This window comes from Serinicoccus marinus DSM 15273 (genome assembly GCF_008386315.1).
GTDB lineage: Bacteria > Actinomycetota > Actinomycetes > Actinomycetales > Dermatophilaceae > Ornithinicoccus > Ornithinicoccus marinus.
This window is the reverse complement of record NZ_CP043808.1, coordinates 1,076,691-1,096,411: the sequence shown is the minus strand read 5'-3', so window position 1 is coordinate 1,096,411 and position 19,721 is coordinate 1,076,691. Positions and strand designations below refer to the sequence as shown.

The window sequence follows — 19,721 nt, the reverse complement described above, 5'->3', positions numbered from 1 at the left end:
GATGACCGATCCCGCATCCAGCAGCACGCGCGTCGTCGCGATCACCGGAGCCAGCGGGCTCATCGGGTCGGCGCTCAGCGAGGCGGTGCGCGAGCGCGGCGACGAGGTCGTGCACCTCGTGCGCCGCGACACGCGCCCCTCCGACCAGCTCCCCGAGGGCGTCCGGGAGGCCACCTGGGACCCCGGCTCGCGGCTCGACCCCGAGGTCCTGGCCGGCGTGCACGGGGTCGTCCACCTGGCGGGTGCCGGCATCGCCGACAAGCGGTGGACGGACGAGCGCAAGAAGGTGCTGGTCTCCTCGCGGCTGGACGGCACCAGCACGATCGCCGACGCGCTCGCTGCGCTCGCCAATCGTGAGGGCGGCGCCTCGGGCACGCCCCGGCTCGTGTCCGGCTCGGCCGTGGGCTACTACGGGGACCGCGGTGACGAGGTGCTCACCGAGGAGAGCCGGCCGGGCGAGGGCTTCCTCTCCCAGCTCTGCCAGGACTGGGAGGCCGCCACGGCCCCCGCCGAGCAGGCCGGGGTGCCGGTCGCGCACGTGCGCACCGGCATCGTCCTCGCCCCGGGAGGCGGCGCGCTGGGGCGGCTGTTGCCGCTCGTGCGGCTGGGACTGGGCGGACCGCTGGCCGGCGGCGACTCGTGGTGGCCGTGGATCACCCTGCACGACCACGTGCGGGCGCTGCTCTTCCTGCTCGACCGCCCGGAGATCACGGGCCCGGTCAACCTCGGCGGCCCGGAGCCGGCCACCCAGCAGCAGGTCACCCAGGCCCTCGCCTCCCAGCTGCACCGGCCGGCGGTCCTGCCCGTGCCCGGCTTCGCGCTGCGCCTGGTCCTGGGCGAGATGTCGCAGGAGATCCTCTCCTCCACCCGGGTCCTGCCCGAGGTGCTGACCGGCGCGGGCTTCACCTTCGACCACGCCGATCTTCAGGCCGCAGCAGCCTGGGTGGTGCAGCAGGACCAGGCCGCCTGACCTCAGCGCGCCGGCGGCCCCCACTCCTGCAGCAGCCACCGTCCCCCGTGGCGGCTCAGCACGACCCGGACCTCGTCCTCCCGCGCACCGGCGGTGTGCACGACCTCCCCGTCGCGCCGCACCGTCAGCTGGGCACGGCGGACCGTGAGGTCGACCTCCACGCGCCCGTCCTGGACCGATGCGGTGCGGGCCCGGGAGACGGTGAAGTCGACCTGCGGATACGACACCCCGGCCCGGTCGGCCTCGGACAACTGGGAGAGTTCTGCCCTCGCCGCCGGGGAGCCCGGGGCGACGACCTCCTCGAGCCGTCCGGGGTCGACCTCCTCCCACGCTGCGGCACGCCCGTCGAGGAGCCCCTGGACGACCTCCGAGGCCCGGGCCTCGTCCCAGATCCCGTCCCGTCGATCCGGTCCCGCCGACGGGGTGGCCGTGTCGGGTTTCCCTCCCGCGGGTGGCACGGCCCGCACCGGCGGGGCCGGGGCAGTGACCGCCGGCACGTCCGCCGCAGCAGGACCGACGGACGGGGGCCCATCCCCGTGCGACACCGACGCCGTGGGGCGGAGGACGACCACGACGCCGAGCACCCCCACCAGCAGCACCAGGACAGCAGCGAGGACGAGGCCCGGGCGGCGCCGCCGCGCACCGGCGGGGGCGCCGCTCTCCCGGTGCGCCCCACGACGGCGCGACGCCGCCACCCTGGGCGATGTCGGGTCCGGCACCCGCGCGGGCTCGGGCCGGGGCCGCCCGACCCCCCGTGCCAGCAGTCTCCTCCACCTCCCGCCCCGCGGCGGCTGCGCCTGCGCGGCGTCGGTCAGCGCCACCTGCCGCAGCCGCTCGGTGACCCCGACGGCGGCGTCCACGTCCGGCGCCACCTCCACCGGCTCCGGGTCGGCCACCGCGAGCAGCAGCGCCGGCAGCTCCTCGGCACCGGGACGGTCCTCCGGCTGCGGAGCCATGCACCGCCGCACCAGGTCCACCAGGTCCGGGGCCAGCAGTGGCGCAACCTCGGCCAGCGGCGGACGGTCGAAGCCCGGGCCGGGCACGTCGCCGACCAGCGCGAGCCAGGCCAGCGCACCCACCTGGTAGACGTCGGACTCAGAGGTTGCAGCGAAACCCTCGACGACCTCGGGCGCCACCATGCCGTCGGGCCCACGGGTCCCCCAGCCGCGCAGGCCGTCCTCCCCGGTCACACGGGCAGTGCCGAGGTCGCCGAGCAGGGGCATACCGTCGCTGCGGAAGACCACGTTGCCCGGCGACACGTCACCGTGCACGACGCCGAGCCGGTGCAGCTCGGCCAGCGCCGAGGAGACCGGGTGCAGGACGGTCACCAGCTCCCCCGGCGACAGCAGCCTCCGGCTCTGCAGGACCTGGGCCAGCGAGCCTCCGGCCGCGAGCTGGGTGACCAGGGCCACGGTGGGGTCCTCCGGGGACCCGAGCGGCAGCACGTCGTAGAGCCGCAGGACGTGCTCGTGCCGCAGCCCCGCCATGAGGCCCGCCTCGGCGAGCACGGCCGGCACGTCGGCCGCCCCACCCTTCGGGCGCACGAGCTTGAGCGCGACCGGCAGACCGTCCGCGCGCCGACGGCCCCGCCACACCTCGGCGCTCGCCCCTCGACCGAGCCGGCCGAGCACGTCGTATCCGGGGACGGTCGGCAGGTTCATGAGCCCAGCCTGCCGTGAGCGGCGCGAGCGCCGCAGGAGTTGTCCACAGCCCCAGGGTGCGGACGCGTACGGACTACAGTGGGCCTATGCGCGTCGAGCACCTCGGTCTGGCCCCCAACCTCGTGGACTACGACCAGGCGTGGGAGCATCAGCGCGAGGTGCACGCCGCGGTCGTCGCGGGCAGCCTCCCGGGCACCGTGCTCCTGCTGGAGCACGCGGCGGTCTACACCGCCGGGAAGCGCACCGAGGCCCATGAGCGGCCGCTCGACGGCACGCCGGTCGTCGACGTCGACCGCGGGGGCAAGATCACCTGGCACGGCCCGGGGCAGCTCGTGGGCTACCCGATCGTGCGGCTCCCCTCCCCCGTCGACGTGGTCGCGCACGTGCGCCGGCTGGAGGACGTGATGATCGGGGTATGCCGTGAGCTGGGCGTCGAGACCACCCGGGTCGAGGGGAGGTCAGGGGTCTGGCTCCCGGCCGACGGCACGCGCCCGGAGCGCAAGATCGGCGCCATCGGGATCCGGGTCAGCCAGGACGTCACCATGCACGGCTTCGCGCTCAACTGCGACTGCGACCTGGGCTGGGCGGACGCCATCATCCCCTGCGGGATCGCCGACGCCGGGGTGACCTCGTTGACCGCGGAGCTCGGTCGTCACGTCCCCGTCGCCGAGGTGCTGCCGCTGGTCGAGGACCACCTCGCCCGCGTGCTCGACCCCGTGACCCCGGGGCAGCCGACCGTGCCGACCCGCTGACCACGGCCCCGGCGTACTCTCGCCACGACCGCATACCCGTGATCCGGACGGGATTCCGGACACGCTGCAACACACGCCTCCCTTCGGACACAAGCAGGGTTGACTGAGCCTGCAGGGGTTCGGCCGTGAGGCTGCCCACCGACGCCAGGAGGACAGCTGTTGAGCGTGCCGCACGTCGCCCTCACCGACGAGGGCCCCGCGGTGACCACCCGTGGGCTGCGCAAGACCTACCGGACCGTGCGAGGACGCCGGGTGGCGGTGCACGGGCTGGACATGGACGTGCCCGCGGGCGGGGTGCACGGCTTCCTCGGGCCGAACGGCTCGGGCAAGACCACGACCATCCGGATGCTGCTGGGGCTGGTGCGGCCCGACCGCGGCGACGTGCAGATCTTCGGCACACCGGTGCCGCGGCAGCTGCCACAGGTGGTCGACCGGGTGGGGGCCATCGTCGAGTCGCCGAAGTTCTTCCCCACGTTCACCGGGGCGCGCAACCTGGCGCTGCTCGCCCAGGCCATCGGCACCCCGCAGAGCCGGGTCGGTGAGGTCCTCGACGAGGTCGGGCTGGGCTCCCGCGGGCGCGACACCTTCACGTCCTACTCGCTGGGCATGAAGCAGCGGCTGGCCATCGCGGCCACCCTGCTCAAGTCGCCGGACCTGCTCATCTTCGACGAGCCCACCAACGGGCTGGACCCGGCGGGCATCCACGAGATCCGCCGGACCATGCGCCGCCTCGCCGACGAGGGCCGCACCGTGCTCGTGAGCAGCCACATCCTGTCCGAGGTCGAGCAGATCGCCGACACGGTCACCATCATCGGGCGTGGCCGGGTGCTGGCGCAGGGCTCGGTGGCCGGACTGATCGGCGGGGGCGGGGAGAGCGTCGAGGTCGGGGTGAGACACCCCGGCGCCGCCGCCCGCCTCCTGCGTGACGCCGGCTTCACCGTGGACTGGCGGGCGCTCCCGCAGGGCGAGGACGCCGCCGAGGCGCTGGCCCGGGCCGACGGCTCGCAGGAGTCCGGTCTGCTCACCGTCACCGGCGCCCAGCCGGCCGAGATCACCCGGCTGCTGGCCGGCCAGGGGCTGTGGGTCGAGCGGCTCGTGCCGAGCCGTCGCGGGTTGGAGCAGATCTTCCTCGAGCTGACCGGGGACGATGCGCTCGCCAGCACCAGGGACGAGCGGGGAGGAGCGGCGTGATGCGGCTCACGGTCGTCGAGGTGCGGCGCCTGCTGTGGCGTCGTATCCCCGCGCTGGCGGTCCTGGCCGCGGTGATCATCTCCGTGATCGCCCTCATCGGCGTGCACGGCCAGGCGCGGCAGATCGCGCAGGCCCGGGCGGGCGCCGACGTGGCGCTGGAGCAGGCCATCGCGGACTGGGAGGAGAACGGTGAGCAGTACCTGCAGGAGTGCCTGCAGGGGCAGGAGGACGAGCGTCGTGCCGCCGGGGACGCGAGCGTGGACTGGGGCTGCGACCAGATGGAGGCGCCTTCGGCGGAGCAGTGGTACGGCGAGCTCCCGCCCGTCGGGGAGCAATACACCGAGCTGCTCGCCATCGCCGTCTACCCGCTGCTGCTGCTCGCTCTGGCCGTCGGGTCGACCGGCGTGGCCGCCGAGTTCGGTCACCGCACCATGGGGTCCTTCCTCACCTTCGTCCCCCGCCGGGCCCCGGTCTTCGGCGCCAAGGTCCTCGCCGGTGCCCTGCTGTCGGTGCCGGTCGTCGCGGTATGCCTGGTCGCGCTGGTCCTGGGCGTCCCGGCGGTCTACCGCCTCACCGGCAACGACCCGAGCATCCTGGCCGACGGCGTCCTGCCCTCGTTCTGGATGTCGGTGCGCATCCTGGGTCTCGGTCTGGCCGCCGGGGCCCTCGGCGCGGCCGCCGCCTTCGTCCTGCGGCACAGCGCCCTGGTCATCGGGCTCCTGGTGGGCTACCTCATGGTGGTCGAGGGGTTGCTGAGCAGCCTGCTGCCCGGCATCAGCCGCTTCTCCGTCGGGCGCAACGTCGAGGCGGTCGTGCGCGACGGGGTCGAGTGGATCACCTACACCAACTGCCGGGAGGTCGAGGGATGCCGCGAGGTGACGCAGCAGCTCAGCCTGGGGCAGGGCGTCCTCACTCTCTCGGTCGTCCTCGTGGTCGTCCTGGGGCTGGGTCTGCTGCGCTTCCTGCGCTCCGACATCGACTGACGACCTGAACCGGCCTCCCCCGGGGCGGCGTCCGCGACGGGTGGGACCGGGCATACCCTGGAGTGGTGCAGCGTTGGACCGAGACCAGGCCACACGCATCGACAACGAGGGAGCACCTGTGACCGTCGCACCGGAGGGCCGTCGCCCTGCTGCGCGTGGAGGCGCGCAACGCGGAGACCCCGATCGAGCGCAAGCCGGAGTGGATCCGCACCACCGCCAAGATGGGGCCGGAGTACCAGGAGCTGCACTCCATGGTGAAGAAGGGTGGGCTGCACACGGTCTGCCAGGAGGCGGGCTGTCCCAACATCTTCGAGTGCTGGGAGGACCGCGAGGCCACCTTCCTCATCGGGGGCGACATCTGCACCCGGCGGTGCGACTTCTGCGACATCTCGACCGGCCGCCCGCTGCCGCTGGACCTGGACGAGCCGCGCAAGGTCGCCGAGTCGATCCGGACGATGGAGCTGCGCTACGCCACCATCACCGGCGTCGCCCGGGACGACCAGAAGGACGGCGCGGCCTGGTTGTATGCCGAGGTCATCCGGAAGGTGCACGAGCTCAACCCGACCACCGGCGTGGAGATCCTCCCCCCGGACTTCGGTGCCGTGCCCGAGCTGGTGCAGCAGGTCTTCGACGCCCGGCCGGAGGTCTTCGCGCACAACCTGGAGACGGTGCCGCGCATCTTCAGGAAGATCCGCCCGGCCTTCACCTACGACAAGTCGCTGCGGGTGTTGTCGATGGCGCGCGACAACGAGCTGGTGACCAAGTCCAACCTCATCCTCGGCATGGGCGAGACCGAGGAGGAGATCGACCAGGCGATGCAGGACCTGCACGACGCGGGCTGCGACATCCTCACGATCACGCAGTATCTCCGCCCCTCCAAGCTGCACCACCCCATCGACCGTTGGGTCAAGCCGCAGGAGTTCGTGCACTGGTCCGAGCGCGCCGAGGAAATCGGCTTCAAGGGCGTCATGGCCGGGCCGCTGGTGCGCAGCTCCTACCGCGCCGGCAAGCTCTACGCGCAGGCCATGCGCCGCTGGGGCAGGGAGGTGCCCGAGCACCTGTCGCACCTGCGGCAGCAGGCCGAGGCCGACGTCCCGGCCCGGCAGGAGGCGGCCTCGCTCGTCGCCGCGGCGGAGCAGAAGCTGGCCACCGCCCGCGTATCCTGATCCCCATGTCGAGCGCCACCACCGAGCCCGAGCCGAAGAAGCGCCGCTTCGGCCGCAACCGCAAGCCGAAGGACCCGAACAAGCCCGGTCGCTTGGCGCAGGTGCGCCAGGTCTTCTCGATGACCCGCAAGGCCGACCCGTCGGCCGTGTGGTGGATGGTGCTCGCCGCGCTCGCGGTGCTCGTCGTGGCACTGCTCGTCGGGCTGTGGCTGGACCAGGTGGTCTACCTCATGATCATCGGTGTGCCGCTGGCGCTGCTCGCGGCTGTCGTCATCCTCGGCCGTCGCGCTGAGCGCGCCGCCTTCACCCAGATCGAGGGTCAGCCCGGCGCGTCCGCGGCGGTGCTGCAGCAGCTGCGCCGCGGGTGGTACTACGACCAGGAGCCGGTGGCCGCCGAGGCGGGCGGCCAGGTGCGCGGTATGCGCGACCTCAACAACGCGGCGATGGTCTTCCGCGCGGTCGGCCGCCCCGGCGTCGTCCTCATCTCCGAGGGGCCACGGGGCTCCGCACAGCGGCTGGTCAAGGCCGAGGAGCGCAAGGTGGCCCGGGTGGTCGGGGGCGAGGTGCCGGTGCACACCATCACGGTGGGCAACGGCGAGGGGCAGACCCCGCTGCGCTCGGTGGTCAAGACCATCAAGCGCTTCGACAAGGCGCTCACCAACGACGAGGCGCTCGTCGTGCAGCAGCGCATGAAGGCGCTGGGCAACCGCAACAAGCCGGCGGTCCCGGCGGGCATGGACCCGACGCGGCCGCCGCGTGCGAGCCGCCGCGCGCTTCGCGGGCGCTGACGCACGAGCGCACGGTCCCACCGGCACGCAGTGCCGCCCGCACCGGGCGCGAGCAGGAAGCGGCCAGAAAGGAACGGGGCGCTGACGCACGAGCGCACGGTCCCACCGGCACGTCGTGCCCGCCCGCACCGGGCGCGAGCAGGAAGCGGCCAGAAAGGAACGGGCGCTGACGCACGAGCGCACGCACAGGCATACCGGGGTGTAACACGGGCGTAACACCCGAGTGACCCCGCGGAAACCGCCTGCACGTAGGTTGTTCCTACCGGACCCGAACCCCGAGCCATCGCCTGGTCCGCGACAGGAGGAACTGGAATGTTCAGCAATGCCGATGAGGTGCTCGCCTACATCAAGGACGAGGACGTCAAGTTCATCGACGTCAGGTTCTGCGACCTGCCCGGTGTGATGCAGCACTTCAACGTCCCGGCGGGGAGCTTCGACCAGGACGCGTTCGACACCGGCCAGATGTTCGACGGGTCCTCGATCCGCGGCTTCAAGTCGATCCACGAGTCGGACATGAAGCTCATCCCGGACCCGCAGACGGCATACGTGGACCAGTTCCGCGCCGAGAAGACGCTCATCATGAACTTCTCGATCGTCGACCCTTTCACCGACGAGCCCTACGAGCGCGACCCGCGGCAGATCGCGCGCAAGGCGGAGGAGCACCTGGCCTCGACCGGCATCGCGGACACCGCCTTCTTCGGCGCCGAGGCGGAGTTCTACGTCTTCGACGACGTGCGCTTCGCGACCGGGCCGAGCGGAGGTTACTACCACATCGACTCGATCGAGGCGGCGTGGAACACCGGTCGCTCGGAGGACGGCGGCAACCGCGGTTACAAGCCCCGCTTCAAGGGGGGCTACTTCCCGGTGCCGCCGGTGGACCACTTCGCCGACATCCGCGACCGGATGGTGCTAGACCTGGCGACCGTGGGGCTCGACGTCGAGCGCGCGCACCACGAGGTCGGCACTGCCGGGCAGCAGGAGATCAACTACAAGTTCAACACCCTGCTCCACTCCGGCGACGACATGATGAAGTTCAAGTACGTCATCAAGAACAGCGCCTGGGCCGCCGGCAAGACCGCGACCTTCATGCCCAAGCCGCTCTTCGGTGACAACGGCTCGGGGATGCACACCCACCAGAGCCTGTGGAAGGACGGCGAGCCGCTGTTCTACGACGAGAACGGCTACGGCGGCCTGTCCGACATCGCCCGGTGGTACATCGGTGGTCTGCTGCAGCACGGCCCGGCACTGCTGGCCTTCACCAACCCGTCGCTGAACTCCTACCACCGCCTGGTGCCCGGCTTCGAGGCGCCGATCAACCTGGTCTACTCGGCCCGGAACCGGTCGGCCTGCGTCCGCATCCCGATCACCGGGTCCTCGGCCAAGGCCAAGCGCGTGGAGTACCGCGTGCCGGACCCGTCGGCGAACCCCTACCTGGCCTTCTCCGCCCAGCTGATGGCCGGCCTGGACGGGATCAAGAACCGCATCGAGCCGCCGGAGCCGGTCGACAAGGACCTCTACGAGCTGCCGCCGGAGGACTTGGCCGACATCGCGCAGCTGCCGACGTCGCTGCCGGAGGTGCTCGACGCGCTCGAGGACGACCACGCCTTCCTCACCGAGGGCGAGGTCTTCACCGAGGACCTGCTCGGCGCCTGGGTCGACTACAAGCGGGCCAACGAGATCACGCCGATGCGCCTGCGTCCGCACCCGCACGAGTTCGAGCTGTACTTCGACATCTGATCGGAGAGAGGCCCTGACCAGCACAAACGCTGGTCAGGGCCTCGATGTTTCCATGAAAGTGTCCGTGCTAGCCGGAAGCCGCACGCTGCCCGAGCACGGCCGAGACGGCTGCCCGTGAGGTGTCGTCCGAGTCGGGCATGAGGTGGCCGTAGACGTCGAGCGGTGGTCCTGGCCGAAGCGTGCCGCAGCCGCGTCTGCACCACCTTCACGTCGAGCCCGGACGCGATGAGCATGGACGCGAAGTAGTGCCGCAGGTCGTGGAATCTGAACCCCTCCGGCAGTCCGTCCACCTGCTCGCGAGCCGCGAGCACGGCGCGCTCGACCTGCCAGGGGCCGACAGGCTGGCCGAGTTGGTCCAGTAGCGCCAGGAAGCCGAGGCCCGCCGCGTCGCCCGATGGTGGGCACTACGAAAGCACGAGAAGCAGATCGTCGAGCAGGAAGCGAACACATGTACTGTGACGAACGTTACGCATTCGTGACCCTGTCCCCTGTTGGACATCCGACCCTCCGGCTGTAACCTCATGTGTATTGCTCCCCGCCGTCCTTCGGGATTCGCGGGGCTTTTTCTATCCCCAGGAGTCGCAATGGAGCAGCTGCGAGCCTCGGTCGTGCTGGACTATCAGAACGTCCACCTCACTGCCCGTGACGTCTTCCGGCCTGGCCAGGACCCACACCTCGCACCTCATACACCCCGTCCTGTTCGCCAAGCGAGCCATGCAGGAGCGAAACCGGCGGCAGCGAGAGGGGCACCCTCACGCCGCAGCGAGCCGCGTGCTGTATTCCGAGGGCTACCTCACGTAGACCACGACACGGATCAGCACCGCCGGTGCCAGGCACAACGCGACAGCTGGGTCGATGCTGGCGCCCTGGTGACCCTTCGAGACCTGAAGTACAAGCACCAGCGAGGCGCGGGCGGTAAGCCATTCTTGACATCCACGGCAAGAAGGTTCCGATCGGCACCGGCAAAGAGAAGGGCATCGACGTCATGGTCGCCCTGGCATGCGTCCGAGAGGCACAGCGCGAAGACGTCGACGTAGTGGTCCTGGCCTCCCGTGACACCGACCTCGTCCCAGTCCTCGATGAGCTCTGTGCCATGCGTGCGGACGACCCTAGCTCTGCACGCGTCGAGACGGTGGCCTGGCACAACCCCGGGGGTCGTAGTTTCGGCAGTCTCCGCCCGACTGGCCCGCGACGCATATGGAACACCAACCTCGGCCCTGCTTGCTTCGAGGCGAGCCTCGATCGAGACGACTACTCGTGACGAGCGGGCATACCGTCGAGGCCATGACCGAGAGCCGAGACACCTGGACCACCCGCGACTACCCCGTGCTGGTCGACCTGACCGAGCATCTGGACGTCGGCGGGCTGCCCGTCCAGCCGCACGAAGTCAAGCGCGACGAGCTGGACACCGAGGCCGTCACGCGTTGCGGATGACGTTGGAGAAAGACTGTCCGCGGGACCGTCGGTAGAGCGATCAAATCTAAGCCCACTCCTCCCGCGCGCTCCCGCGTCAACGAAGCGGTCTAGCACCTCACGACCCAGCGCGCTCACCATAAGTCCGTTGTGGGCAGGATCCTCTACGAGCAGCGTCTCAGGAGCTTGCGCCAACCCCCAGCCCTACAGCTCACCGAAGAGCGAGGGGGCCACCAGCGAGTATGTGGGCAGCGCCGCAGACAGCCGCTCATACGTCAGCAAGCCTTTCTCGTCTCGCGTCATGGCCTGGAGGACCGCAACGTGAGGCCGCTCGACACGGCAGACCGCACGCACGATGGCCGCCTCTACACCGAAGCCCACGCCCTCTTCGTGCCACGGCGATCGCTACAACCCCGAGACGCTCCAGATCACCTACCGCGGCAAGAGCATCGCGGAGGTCCTCGACCTGTCCGTCGACGACGCCGCCACGTTCCTGGCCGACGTACCGGCCGCCGCACGCAGCCTCCAGACGCTTCGCGAGGTGGGTCTGGGCTATCTGCGACTTGGACAGCCGGCGACCGAGCTCAGCGGCGGGGAGGCACAGCGCATCAAGCTCGCCACCGAGCTCCAGCGCGCTCACCGCGGCCATGCCCTCTACCTGCTCGACGAGCCGACCTCCGGACTCCACCCCGCAGACATCGCTCTGCTGCTGCGCCAGCTGCACCGGCTCGTCGACGCCGGCAACACGGTGGTCCTCGTCGAGCACGACCTCGACGCGATCGCCACCGCGGACTGGGTCATCGATCTCGGTCCGGGCGGAGGAGACGTCGGCGGTCGGGTTGTCGCGACCGGCGCGCCGGCCGACATCGCGAGGGCCGAGGGCAGCGCGACCGCACCCTACCTCTCGCGGCGGCTCGAGCGGACATGAGCCGGGTGCGGGCGGCCGGTGTGCCGTCAGGCTGCCACGCGGGCGCGGAGGCATCACGCCAAGAAGAATCCTGACATGTCATGAAAGATGAAGGCATGACTGTGTATCTCGCGTGGACCTCGGAGGACCTGCCTGACCTGGAGGGGCCGTGGCACGAGGCTCGGCTTGTGGCGCCCGGGCTGGTCGCCGTGGACAGCACCGAGTCGCTGTCAGCGGTCTATCACGCCATCAAGTGGTCCCTGGAGGGTGAGGCTTCGCTGATCGTGGTCCCCGTGCACCAGACGCCCAAGTCGCGGGGCATGGCTGCTGGCACCACTAGGTGGTTGCGTGAGCGGACTGCAAGGCAACCGCCCGGTGCGAACATCCCGGGCCTCACGTCATCCGATTGAGCTGTCCGGGCTCTGTCGAGTTCTGCAGAGTGGTGTACGAGGTGATCCTTCGTTGTGGGGTCAGGCGGTCAGGGTGCGATCACGGAGCCGTCGGGGGAGCTCAGGCGAGCACCCAGGCGGCACCGTGCAGCAGCAGGAAGAGCACCATGGCCGCGACCGACGGGCCGGGCGGGCCGTGCCCGAGGCGGGCGACGGCATACACCGACAGCGGCGCGACGAGCAGGCCGGCGGCTGCCACCGGCCAGGGGTGCACGACCACGCTCACCAGGTATGCCGCGAGGATCGCCACTGCGCCGGCGCGTCGCAGCACCGGCGCGGACGGCCTGGAGGCGAGAGTGTGCTTGCCGACGGACCAGTCGGCCTCGCGGTCCGGCCACTGGGTCTCGAGCAGGTTGACGAAGGTCAGCAGCGCGAAGGGCACGAAGACCCGCACGGACCAGCCGAGCGGCGCCCCGGCGACCACGGCCCCGGTCGCCGGAAGCAGCAGGCCGCCGAGCACCGCGTTGACCACCTCGCCCCAGCCGTGCCGCGACCAGGGCCAGGGCCCCACCGAGTAGGTCCATCCCCCGACGAGCCCGACGAGAAGGAGCACCGCGACGAGCCCGCTCACCCACCCGGTCACCAGCCCCACCCCGACCACGACCACCGCGGCACCGCCCGCAGCCAGAGCGACCCGCAGGGCGAAGACCGCGGGCAGCCCGTGGTCCGCGAGCGCGCCGCTGCCCCCGGAGAAGCGTGTCCGCACGGTGCGGGCGTCGGTGGCAGCGTCCGCGAACTCGTTGACGGCATGCACGCTCACCGCCACGGCGAGCACACCGGCAGCCGCCGTCAGGACGCCGAGAGGCGCCAACCCGGCACCACAGGGCGCACCGCCGGCCCCGGCCAGCGTCGATCCCTGCTCGGTCGACGCACCCCTCGATCCGGCCAGCCAGCCGACCGCCGCGACCACGAGGACGAGCAGCACCTGGTCCGGTCGGCTCAGCCGGAACGCGGCGGCACCCCGCCCGCCCCACGGCCGACGGCGTCGCCCCTCACCCACCCCAGGTCCCGACGCAGACCCGGACGTGCCCGCCCCAGCGGCTCCAGGACCTCGTGCCACTCAAGTCGGGCTCGACGACGGTCCACGGGTGGGCGTCGATGTCGGCGCCGCCGAGCCAGCACGCGGCCTGGGCGAGCGGCGAGGCCCAGGCCGCGTTCCCGGTGGGACGGGCCATGTCGACCACGCCGACGCGTGCCCCCGACCGCAGCACGTCGCGGACGGCGCGCCACGCCGGGCCGGGGTCGGGGGCGAGCGACAGCGAGTAGGTGAAGAGCACGGCGTCGAACGCGCGCCCTGCGGCCGCCTCCACCAGCGCCCTCGGGTCTGTCATATCGCCCTCCACGAGGCGCAGGCGACCATCGTGGCTCCTGGTCCGACGCCGGCCGGCCCGCCCGAGCATCGCGGCGCTGCGGTCCAGCCCCACCACGAGCCCGGTCGGACCCACGTCGTGCATGAGGGCAGACAGGTTGAGCCCGGTCCCGCAGCCGACGTCCAGCACGCGCTCACCCGGCCGCAGCCCCAGCGCGGGGATCGCGAGGCGTCGGCCCACGACATAGACCGGCTCACCGGACAGCAGGTCATAGGCGCGTGCGGTCAGGGGTCCGTAGCGCCCCACGCTCACCCGGCCCGCCCGCCGTCGCCGTCAGCGCGCGAGGCACCGGCGTCGCACAGGGCGACGAAGGCACCGAGCTGCAGCAGCGCGTCGGCGCTCGAGGGCAGGTGGGCGGTGAGGGCCTCGGAGCGGATGAGCACCGCCCTCCACCGCGCGCGGGAGATCGCCACGTTGAGCCGGTTGCGGCTGAGGAGGAAGCCCATGCCGCGCGGCACGTCGGCCGCCGAGGACGCGGTCATGGACAGGATCGCGACCACCGCCTCCTGGCCCTGGAACTTGTCGACCGTGCCGACCCGGACCCCGTCGAGCCCGGCCTCCTCGAGCGCGCCGCGGATGAGCACCACCTGGGCGTTGTAGGGCGCCACGACCAGCACGTCAGCGGGACCGAGCGGCCGGGGCGTGGCAGGGTCTGCCGGGTCCTCCCAGGTCGCGCCGAGGTAGGCCCGCACCTGGCGGACGACCTCGGCGGCCTCCTCCGGCGACTCGGTGCGGTTGCCTGCGTGAGCCACCCGCACGACCTCCAGCCCGGGCTCGACCCCGTCGAGCGACCGGGCAGCGGCCGGCGCCGCCGACCCGAGCTGACCGGCATACGCCAGCTCCGACACGGTCGCGGTGACCGCCGGGTGCATGCGGTAGGTCTGCTCGAGGAAGTACCCGTGCGCCGGGTCCAGCGTGGGCTCGCCATGCATCAGCCATCCCAGCGCCGACTCGTCCACCGGCTCCGCGTGCGTGCCCTGGCTGACCTGCGGCAGCTGCTGCGGGTCGCCGAGCAGCAGCAGACGGGCTGCCGCAGCGCCCACCGCGATGGTCGGCGCGAGGGCGAACTGCCCGGCCTCGTCCACGACGAGCAGGTCCAGCCCACCCGGCTGGACCAGGTCGGGGTGGGAGAACGTCCAGGCCGTCCCGCCGAGCACGCACCCGGTCTCGCGGTGGTCCTCCAGGAAGGCCGCCCGGCCACCGACGTTGTCCGTCACGTCGACCCAGGGACGGTGGGGCGTCTCGTTCTTCGACTTGCCGACCAGCTCGGGGTCCAGGCCGGCGTCCACGACGCCGCCGAGGACGTTCTCCACCACCGCGTGCGACTGCGCCACGACCCCGACCCGCCAGCCGTGCTCCTCGACGAGCCGTCGGATCACCAGCGAGCCGGTGTAGGTCTTGCCGGTGCCGGGCGGACCCTGGATGGCGAGGTAGCTGCGGTCCAGCGCGAGCAGCGCCGACACGACGTCCTCGACCACGTCACCCGAGTGCGGCAGCGCCTCCCGACCGAGCAGCCGCGGGGGCCGACGGGCCAGCAGATCGAGGGCGGGTGCGGCCGGGAGGTCGGGCGCTCGTGCCGACTCCTGCGCCACCCGGGCGATGGCCTCGGCGAGCTGCCTCGCGTCCGGTGGTGCCGCGGGCACCAGCGCCACCGGCAGGTCGGCGAACGTCTCGGCCTCCTTGCGCCGCTCGGACACGACCAGCACGCGCGCGTCGTGCGGGTCGGGCGCGACCGCAGACGGATCAGCCGCGGCGAACGGCGCACCCTCCGGGCCTCGGGACCCGGTCGGTGCGGGCGTGGGGTAGACCAGCTGGCCCCGGTCACGGACCGTGCTGCCCCGGCCCCAGTCGCCGGTCAGCCGGACGGTGCGCTGCAGCGAGCGGGCCCGGCCTCCCGGGTGCTCCCAGTCCGCCACCACCTCGGCGGACTCGACCGCGAAGACGTCGCGGGAACGGGCCCACGACCCCAACGGATGACCCAACCGGTCGTAGTGCCCCCACCAGAACTGCTTGGCCTCCCGGGCGTGGTAGCCGAGCGCCGTGGCCAGCATGGCGTAGGCCTGCTCGGCCGTGGAGCGGCGCGACCGGGTGTCGGGCCCGGAGCGCGCGGTCAGCGCCGCCATGAGGGCGTCCTGCTCCTGCGCCGCCTCCCGTGGCTCGTCGTCGAGGGCGCGCGGCACGACGAGGTGACGGACACCTGCCTCCTGCGCCCGCTCCAGCAGCCAGTCGCGCAGCCCCAGGGTCGACCGGCAGTCGTAGGCGTTGTAGTCGGCGAGCGCGTCCAGCCGCTCCATGGCCCGCTCCGGGTCCTCCTGCGCCCAGAGCCGGAACTCGTGGTAGGCCAGGATGGACGCGTCGCCGCTGACCACGCCGTCCTCGGACCGCAGCTCGGCACCCATGTAGAGCGGCTCCAGCGCCTTGATGCTGTAGGACGGCGCCGAGGTCATCACCGAGCCGCGGACGACGGCATACAGGTCGACGAAGACCTCCGCGCGCAGCAGGACGTCGAGCTCCTCCTCACGCACCTGGTAGCGCATGGCCATCGCCTTGAGCGCGGACGTCTCGTACGGCGCGTAGTGGTAGACGTGCAGGTCCGGCCACCGTAGACGGCGTGCACCCAGGTCGTCCACGAACGCCACGAAGGCCGCACGCTCCTCGGCGAACGAGTGCGCCCACACCGCGGTGTAGCTGCCCGCCGTGTCGGTCGTCCCCCAGAGGTACTGCAACCCGGTCCGGGAGCGGTCCCCCTCGTGGTGGTGCGGGTCGCCCTCGAAGTCGAAGAAGAGGTCGCCCTCGCTGGGTGCCGGCAGCAGGGCCAGGGTCGTCGCGGCCGTCCCGAGCAGGGCGTATGCCGCCTCCCCGGGTGGGGTGCCCGCCTGCAGCGCCGCCTGGGCCCGCAGCCGCTCGAAGGTCTCCGCAGGCATGTCCGGCGGCCGCTCGGTCGCCCGGGCGAGGTCGGCGACGGTGCGCAGCCCGGTGGCGCGCAGCTGCTCCCGCTGCACGCCGTGCACCCCGGCGACGAGGAGGAGGTCCTGGTGCTCCTCGACCGCCCGCCGGCACTCCTCGCAGCGCCCGCACGCGGCATACCTCCCCTGCTCCCAGCTCGTGGGTTCGCCCGCGGCGACGTGCCCGCGCACCAGGCGGCGGAAGCGGGCGCGCACCTCCCGGAAGACCCCGGCGACGTCGGCGGTCGCGACGTCGAGCCGCTCCCCCGAACCCAGCAGCAGGCTGACCGTGGCCGAGGTCGGCACACCCAGCCCGCGCAGCTGCTCGGCGTAGGCACCCAGCTGGACCAGCGCCCGGGCCGATGCCGAGCGGGCCAGCTTGGCGTCGCACACCCGCCAGCCGTCCTCGACCCGCTCCACGACGTCGGCGAAGCCGAGCATCTCCCCGTCGAAGACGCAGGCCTGGGACAGCGTCCGGGCCGGGCCCTGCAGCGCCCGGACGGTGGCCTGTGCCGACTCCCGCAGCCCGACGAGCGTCGGGGGCCACTGCGGTCGCGCCAGCTCGAGCACCTCGCCCTGTTGCCGGTAGGCCGCGAGCAGCTCGTCCTCGTGCCGCTGCCCGAGCGCGGCCAGGTGCTCCCCCATGGGATCGGGTGCGGTGGCGGGCGGCTCGGCCCACCCGAGCTGCGCGTCGAGACCGCGGAGGAAGGAGAACTCGCAGTCCAGCGCTGCCCCGAGGTCGGACGGGCTCCACACCAGCCGATGACCGTCGAGCGCGAACATGGCCCTACCCTCCCCGATGGCACCGACGGACCCGCGGCCGGGTCGGGCCTGCCGCGGCCGCGGGCCGGGCGCAGGAGGCGACGCCCCGGCCACGCTCCACGCCCCTGGGATCATGGCCGCATGAACCGCCTGGAGCGCTGGGAGTCCCGCACCCAGATCCCCCTCATGATCGCCGCCCTCGTCTTCCTGGTCGCCTTCGCGGTGCCGATCGTCGACCCCGGCCTGCCGACGGGGCTGCGAGGCACCCTCATGACGGTCCAGGACGTCGTCTGGGTGATCTTCCTGGTGGACTACGTCTACCGCCTCGTCGTGGCACCGAAGAAGTGGGAGTTCGTCCGCAGGCACCCGATCGACCTCGCGGCCGTCGCACTCCCCGCCCTGCGCCCGCTGCGTCTCGTCGCCGCGCTGTCCTTCGTGCACCAGGTGGCCGGGGAGAAGCTGCGGGGCCACGTCGCGATGTATGTCGGTGTCGCGACGATCCTCGTCGTCACCATCTCCTCCCTCGCCGTCCTCAACGTCGAGCGCGGCGAGCCGGGGGCCAGCATCGAGACCTGGCAGGACGCCCTGTGGTGGTCCTTCGTCACGGTGACGACCGTCGGCTACGGCGACTACTCGCCGGTCACGGTCGAGGGTCGGCTCTTCGCCGTCGGGCTCATGCTCTGCGGCATCGCCCTGCTCGGCATCGTCACCGCCAGCCTGGCCTCCTGGTTGATCGAGCGGATCGCCGAGCCCGACCCGGCCAGGCAGCCGGCCACCGCCGCCGACGTCACGGCGCTCACCGAGCAGGTGCGCGAGCTGCGGGCCGAGGTCGCAGCGCTGCGCGGGGAGGAGGGACCCTGACCGCGCCGCCTCAGCTCAGAGCCGCCCGCAGCTCCTTGGCATACCGCGCGGCCTCACCGTCGGCATACCTCACCCGAGGCCAGAAGAAGCCCCGGAGACCATCCCCCTTCGTCCGCGGCACCACGTGCGCGTGCAGGTGCGGCACCGACTGACTGACGGTGTTGTTCATCGCGACGAAGGTGCCCTGCGCCCCGAGCTCGTCGCGCACGACCGCGGCGACCTCGCGCACGGTGGCGAAGAACGGCTCGACCAGGGCGTCCGGCAGCTCGGTCAGGGTGTCGACGTGCTCGCGCGGGACGAGGAGCACGTGGCCCTTGAAGAGCGGACGGACGTCGAGGAAGCCCACCACGTGCTCGCGGTCCAGGACCACGTGCGCGGGCTCCTCGCCGGCGATGATGCGGCAGAACAGGCAGGACATGGACCGAACGCTAGCCGCCGGCACCGACACCGCCGAGCACGTCGCGTAGGCCCTGCGCCACCCCGGCGGCGATCCGGTCCACCTCGTCGTCGGTGACCACCAACGGCGGGCCGAGCAGCAGCAGGTCACCACGCCGTCCGTCGGCACAGCCGGTGCCCGGGTAGACGAGCACCCCCTGCTCCCGGCAGGCCTCCAGCACGCGTTCGGTGACGCGCTCGCTGCGCTCGAAGGGCTCCCGGGTCGCCGGGTCGGCGACCAGCTCCACCGCCTGCAGCAGGCCGCGGCCCCGCACGTCCCCGACCACGCGCACGTCGGCGAGCTCCCGGCGCAGCGCCGCGTGCAGCCGCTCCCCCTGCCGGGCGGAGGCCTCGACCAGGCCCTCACGCTGCAGGACCCGCAGCACCGCCAGCCCGGTGGCGGCGCCGACGACGTGGTGGGAGTAGGTGAAGCCGTGGACGAAGCCGCCCTCGCGCAACGTGTCGTGCACCGCACCGCTGGCGACCGCCAGACCCAGGGGCCAGTAGCCGGAGGCGGTGCCCTTGCCCGCGACGAGCAGGTCCGGGCGCAACCCGAAGTGGTCGCCGCCGAACCAGGCGCCGGTGCGACCGAAACCGGTCATCACCTCGTCGGCGACGACGAGGACGCCGTGGCGCGCGCACACCTCGGCGATCGCCGGCCAGTAGTCGTCCGGCGGCACGCAGGCCCCGAGCCCGGCCCCGGAGATCGGCTCGGCGACGAAGGCGGCCACGCGCGCCGGCCCGAGCCCCTGGATCTCCGCCTCCAGCGCCTCGGCGTGCCGCCGCGCGCAGCCGTCGGGATGGGCCTCGGGGAAGGGGCAGCGGTACTCGTAGGGGGTGCTGGTGTGCGCGACCCCGGTCAACCAGGGCAGGTAGGGCTGCCGCAGCCCCTGCCGTCCCGAGACGCTGAGTGCCCCGCGGGTGTTGCCGTGGTAGGAGCCGTGCCGTCCGATGACGACGTCCCGGTCCTCGCCCCGCGCGAGGTGGTAGGCCCGCGCCATCTTCAGCGCGGACTCCACCGCCTCGCTGCCTCCCGAGACCGGGTAGATGCGGGGGTTCTCGAGCGGGAGCAGCGGGCCCAGGGCGTCGGCATACTCCTCCAGGACCTCGCTGGAGAAGGCCGAGCCGTGGACGTAGGCGACCCGGGAGGCCTGGGCGGCGGCCACCTCGACCACCTCGGTGACGCCGTGACCGATGCCCACGACGACGGCGCCGCCCGCGGCGTCGAGGTAGCGCCGGCCCTCGACGTCGACCAGCTCGGCACCGCGGCCGTGGTCGACGCGGACCCGCTCGGCGCCACCGCGGGAGAAGACGTGCGCCGAGGCCACGAC

General features: G+C 72.4%; 15 protein-coding genes and 2 pseudogenes. 10 read left to right on the top strand and 7 right to left on the bottom strand.

What is annotated here, in order from left to right:
- Position 1 precedes the first annotated feature (1 nt).
- Positions 2 to 970: a TIGR01777 family oxidoreductase gene (locus FU792_RS05185; RefSeq protein ID WP_022924796.1), complete on the top strand. Its 969-nt coding sequence runs from the start codon at positions 2 to 4 to the stop codon at positions 968 to 970.
- Positions 971 to 972: 2 nt separating this feature from the next.
- On the opposite strand, the gene FU792_RS05180 is transcribed toward FU792_RS05185, so the two are convergent.
- Positions 973 to 2,631, bottom strand: a complete 1,659-nt coding sequence (locus tag FU792_RS05180) for a serine/threonine-protein kinase (RefSeq protein WP_022924797.1) — start codon at positions 2,629 to 2,631, stop codon at positions 973 to 975.
- Positions 2,632 to 2,717: 86 nt separating this feature from the next.
- Between FU792_RS05180 and lipB the strand changes: the two genes are divergently transcribed.
- The 6 genes and pseudogenes from lipB to glnA all read left to right on the top strand — a co-directional run bounded on the left by lipB (position 2,718) and on the right by glnA (position 9,248).
- Positions 2,718 to 3,383 carry a lipoyl(octanoyl) transferase LipB gene (gene lipB / locus FU792_RS05175; protein WP_022924798.1) on the top strand — a complete coding sequence of 222 codons (666 nt, stop codon included), beginning with the start codon at positions 2,718 to 2,720 and terminating at the stop codon, positions 3,381 to 3,383.
- Positions 3,384 to 3,542: 159 nt separating this feature from the next.
- Entirely contained in the window at positions 3,543 to 4,574 is a 1,032-nt protein-coding gene (locus tag FU792_RS05170; protein ID WP_052327805.1) for an ABC transporter ATP-binding protein, read from the top strand.
- Entirely contained in the window at positions 4,574 to 5,557 is a 984-nt protein-coding gene (locus tag FU792_RS05165; RefSeq protein WP_022924800.1) for an ABC transporter permease subunit, read from the top strand. Before FU792_RS05170 ends, FU792_RS05165 begins: the two co-directional genes overlap by 1 nt.
- A 118-nt stretch (positions 5,558 to 5,675) precedes the next feature.
- Positions 5,676 to 6,723 (top strand): annotated as a pseudogene (gene lipA, locus FU792_RS05160) (lipoyl synthase).
- A gap of 5 nt (positions 6,724 to 6,728) precedes the next feature.
- The gene (locus tag FU792_RS05155; protein WP_022924802.1) at positions 6,729 to 7,511 is read left to right on the top strand and encodes a DUF4191 domain-containing protein; all 783 of its coding nucleotides are present in this window, start codon (positions 6,729 to 6,731) and stop codon (positions 7,509 to 7,511) included.
- 312 nt (positions 7,512 to 7,823) lie between these two features.
- Positions 7,824 to 9,248 (top strand): type I glutamate--ammonia ligase, encoded by a 1,425-nt coding sequence (gene glnA, locus FU792_RS05150; protein WP_149814588.1) that lies wholly within the window; start codon positions 7,824 to 7,826, stop codon positions 9,246 to 9,248.
- On the opposite strand, the gene FU792_RS17725 is transcribed toward glnA, so the two are convergent.
- On the bottom strand, positions 9,170 to 9,538 hold the full coding sequence (locus FU792_RS17725) for a tyrosine-type recombinase/integrase (protein WP_237740019.1): 369 nt from the start codon (positions 9,536 to 9,538) through the stop codon (positions 9,170 to 9,172). The two genes, glnA and FU792_RS17725, sit on opposite strands and share 79 nt — an antisense overlap.
- A 994-nt stretch (positions 9,539 to 10,532) precedes the next feature.
- Between FU792_RS17725 and FU792_RS16660 the strand changes: the two genes are divergently transcribed.
- Both FU792_RS16660 and FU792_RS05135 read left to right on the top strand, forming a co-directional pair.
- The gene (locus tag FU792_RS16660; protein WP_157609199.1) at positions 10,533 to 10,682 is read left to right on the top strand and encodes a hypothetical protein; all 150 of its coding nucleotides are present in this window, start codon (positions 10,533 to 10,535) and stop codon (positions 10,680 to 10,682) included.
- A 355-nt stretch (positions 10,683 to 11,037) separates the two neighbouring features.
- Positions 11,038 to 11,589: pseudogene (locus tag FU792_RS05135) on the top strand (AAA family ATPase); the annotation flags it as partial.
- 489 nt (positions 11,590 to 12,078) lie between these two features.
- Here the strand turns inward: FU792_RS05135 and FU792_RS05125 are convergent.
- The 3 genes from FU792_RS05125 to FU792_RS05115 are packed head-to-tail and all read right to left on the bottom strand — an operon-like array spanning position 12,079 to position 17,115.
- Positions 12,079 to 13,017 (bottom strand): prenyltransferase, encoded by a 939-nt coding sequence (locus FU792_RS05125; RefSeq protein WP_022924810.1) that lies wholly within the window; start codon positions 13,015 to 13,017, stop codon positions 12,079 to 12,081.
- A complete protein-coding gene (locus FU792_RS05120; RefSeq protein WP_022924811.1) occupies positions 13,010 to 13,639 on the bottom strand; it encodes a class I SAM-dependent methyltransferase in 630 nt (209 codons plus the stop codon). Before FU792_RS05120 ends, FU792_RS05125 begins: the two co-directional genes overlap by 8 nt.
- Complete coding sequence (locus FU792_RS05115; protein WP_022924812.1) at positions 13,636 to 17,115, bottom strand: TM0106 family RecB-like putative nuclease; 3,480 nt, start codon at positions 17,113 to 17,115, stop codon at positions 13,636 to 13,638. Before FU792_RS05115 ends, FU792_RS05120 begins: the two co-directional genes overlap by 4 nt.
- Before the next feature lie 120 nt (positions 17,116 to 17,235).
- Between FU792_RS05115 and FU792_RS05110 the strand changes: the two genes are divergently transcribed.
- Positions 17,236 to 17,955 (top strand): potassium channel family protein, encoded by a 720-nt coding sequence (locus tag FU792_RS05110; protein WP_022924813.1) that lies wholly within the window; start codon positions 17,236 to 17,238, stop codon positions 17,953 to 17,955.
- A gap of 10 nt (positions 17,956 to 17,965) precedes the next feature.
- Here the strand turns inward: FU792_RS05110 and FU792_RS05105 are convergent, their stop codons facing one another.
- Together FU792_RS05105 and FU792_RS05100 are read right to left on the bottom strand one after the other, a co-directional pair.
- Positions 17,966 to 18,373: an HIT family protein gene (locus tag FU792_RS05105; RefSeq protein WP_022924814.1), complete on the bottom strand. Its 408-nt coding sequence runs from the start codon at positions 18,371 to 18,373 to the stop codon at positions 17,966 to 17,968.
- Positions 18,374 to 18,383: 10 nt separating this feature from the next.
- The gene (locus FU792_RS05100) at positions 18,384 to 19,718 is read right to left on the bottom strand and encodes an aminotransferase family protein (protein ID WP_022924815.1); all 1,335 of its coding nucleotides are present in this window, start codon (positions 19,716 to 19,718) and stop codon (positions 18,384 to 18,386) included.
- Positions 19,719 to 19,721: the final 3 nt, after the last annotated feature.

Excerpts from the sequence above, each read along its gene's own strand:
- FU792_RS05155 (WP_022924802.1), top strand. The coding sequence starts at position 6,729 with ATGTCGAGCGCCACCACCGAGCCCGAGCCGAAGAAGCGCCGCTTCGGC.
- FU792_RS05105 (WP_022924814.1), bottom strand. The coding sequence starts at position 18,373 with ATGTCCTGCCTGTTCTGCCGCATCATCGCCGGCGAGGAGCCCGCGCAC.
- FU792_RS05185 (WP_022924796.1), top strand. The coding sequence starts at position 2 with ATGACCGATCCCGCATCCAGCAGCACGCGCGTCGTCGCGATCACCGGA.
- FU792_RS05115 (WP_022924812.1), bottom strand. The coding sequence starts at position 17,115 with ATGTTCGCGCTCGACGGTCATCGGCTGGTGTGGAGCCCGTCCGACCTC.
- FU792_RS05165 (WP_022924800.1), top strand. The coding sequence starts at position 4,574 with ATGCGGCTCACGGTCGTCGAGGTGCGGCGCCTGCTGTGGCGTCGTATC.
- FU792_RS05110 (WP_022924813.1), top strand. The coding sequence starts at position 17,236 with ATGAACCGCCTGGAGCGCTGGGAGTCCCGCACCCAGATCCCCCTCATG.
- FU792_RS16660 (WP_157609199.1), top strand. The coding sequence starts at position 10,533 with ATGACCGAGAGCCGAGACACCTGGACCACCCGCGACTACCCCGTGCTG.
- FU792_RS05180 (WP_022924797.1), bottom strand. The coding sequence starts at position 2,631 with ATGAACCTGCCGACCGTCCCCGGATACGACGTGCTCGGCCGGCTCGGT.
- lipB (WP_022924798.1), top strand. The coding sequence starts at position 2,718 with ATGCGCGTCGAGCACCTCGGTCTGGCCCCCAACCTCGTGGACTACGAC.
- glnA (WP_149814588.1), top strand. The coding sequence starts at position 7,824 with ATGTTCAGCAATGCCGATGAGGTGCTCGCCTACATCAAGGACGAGGAC.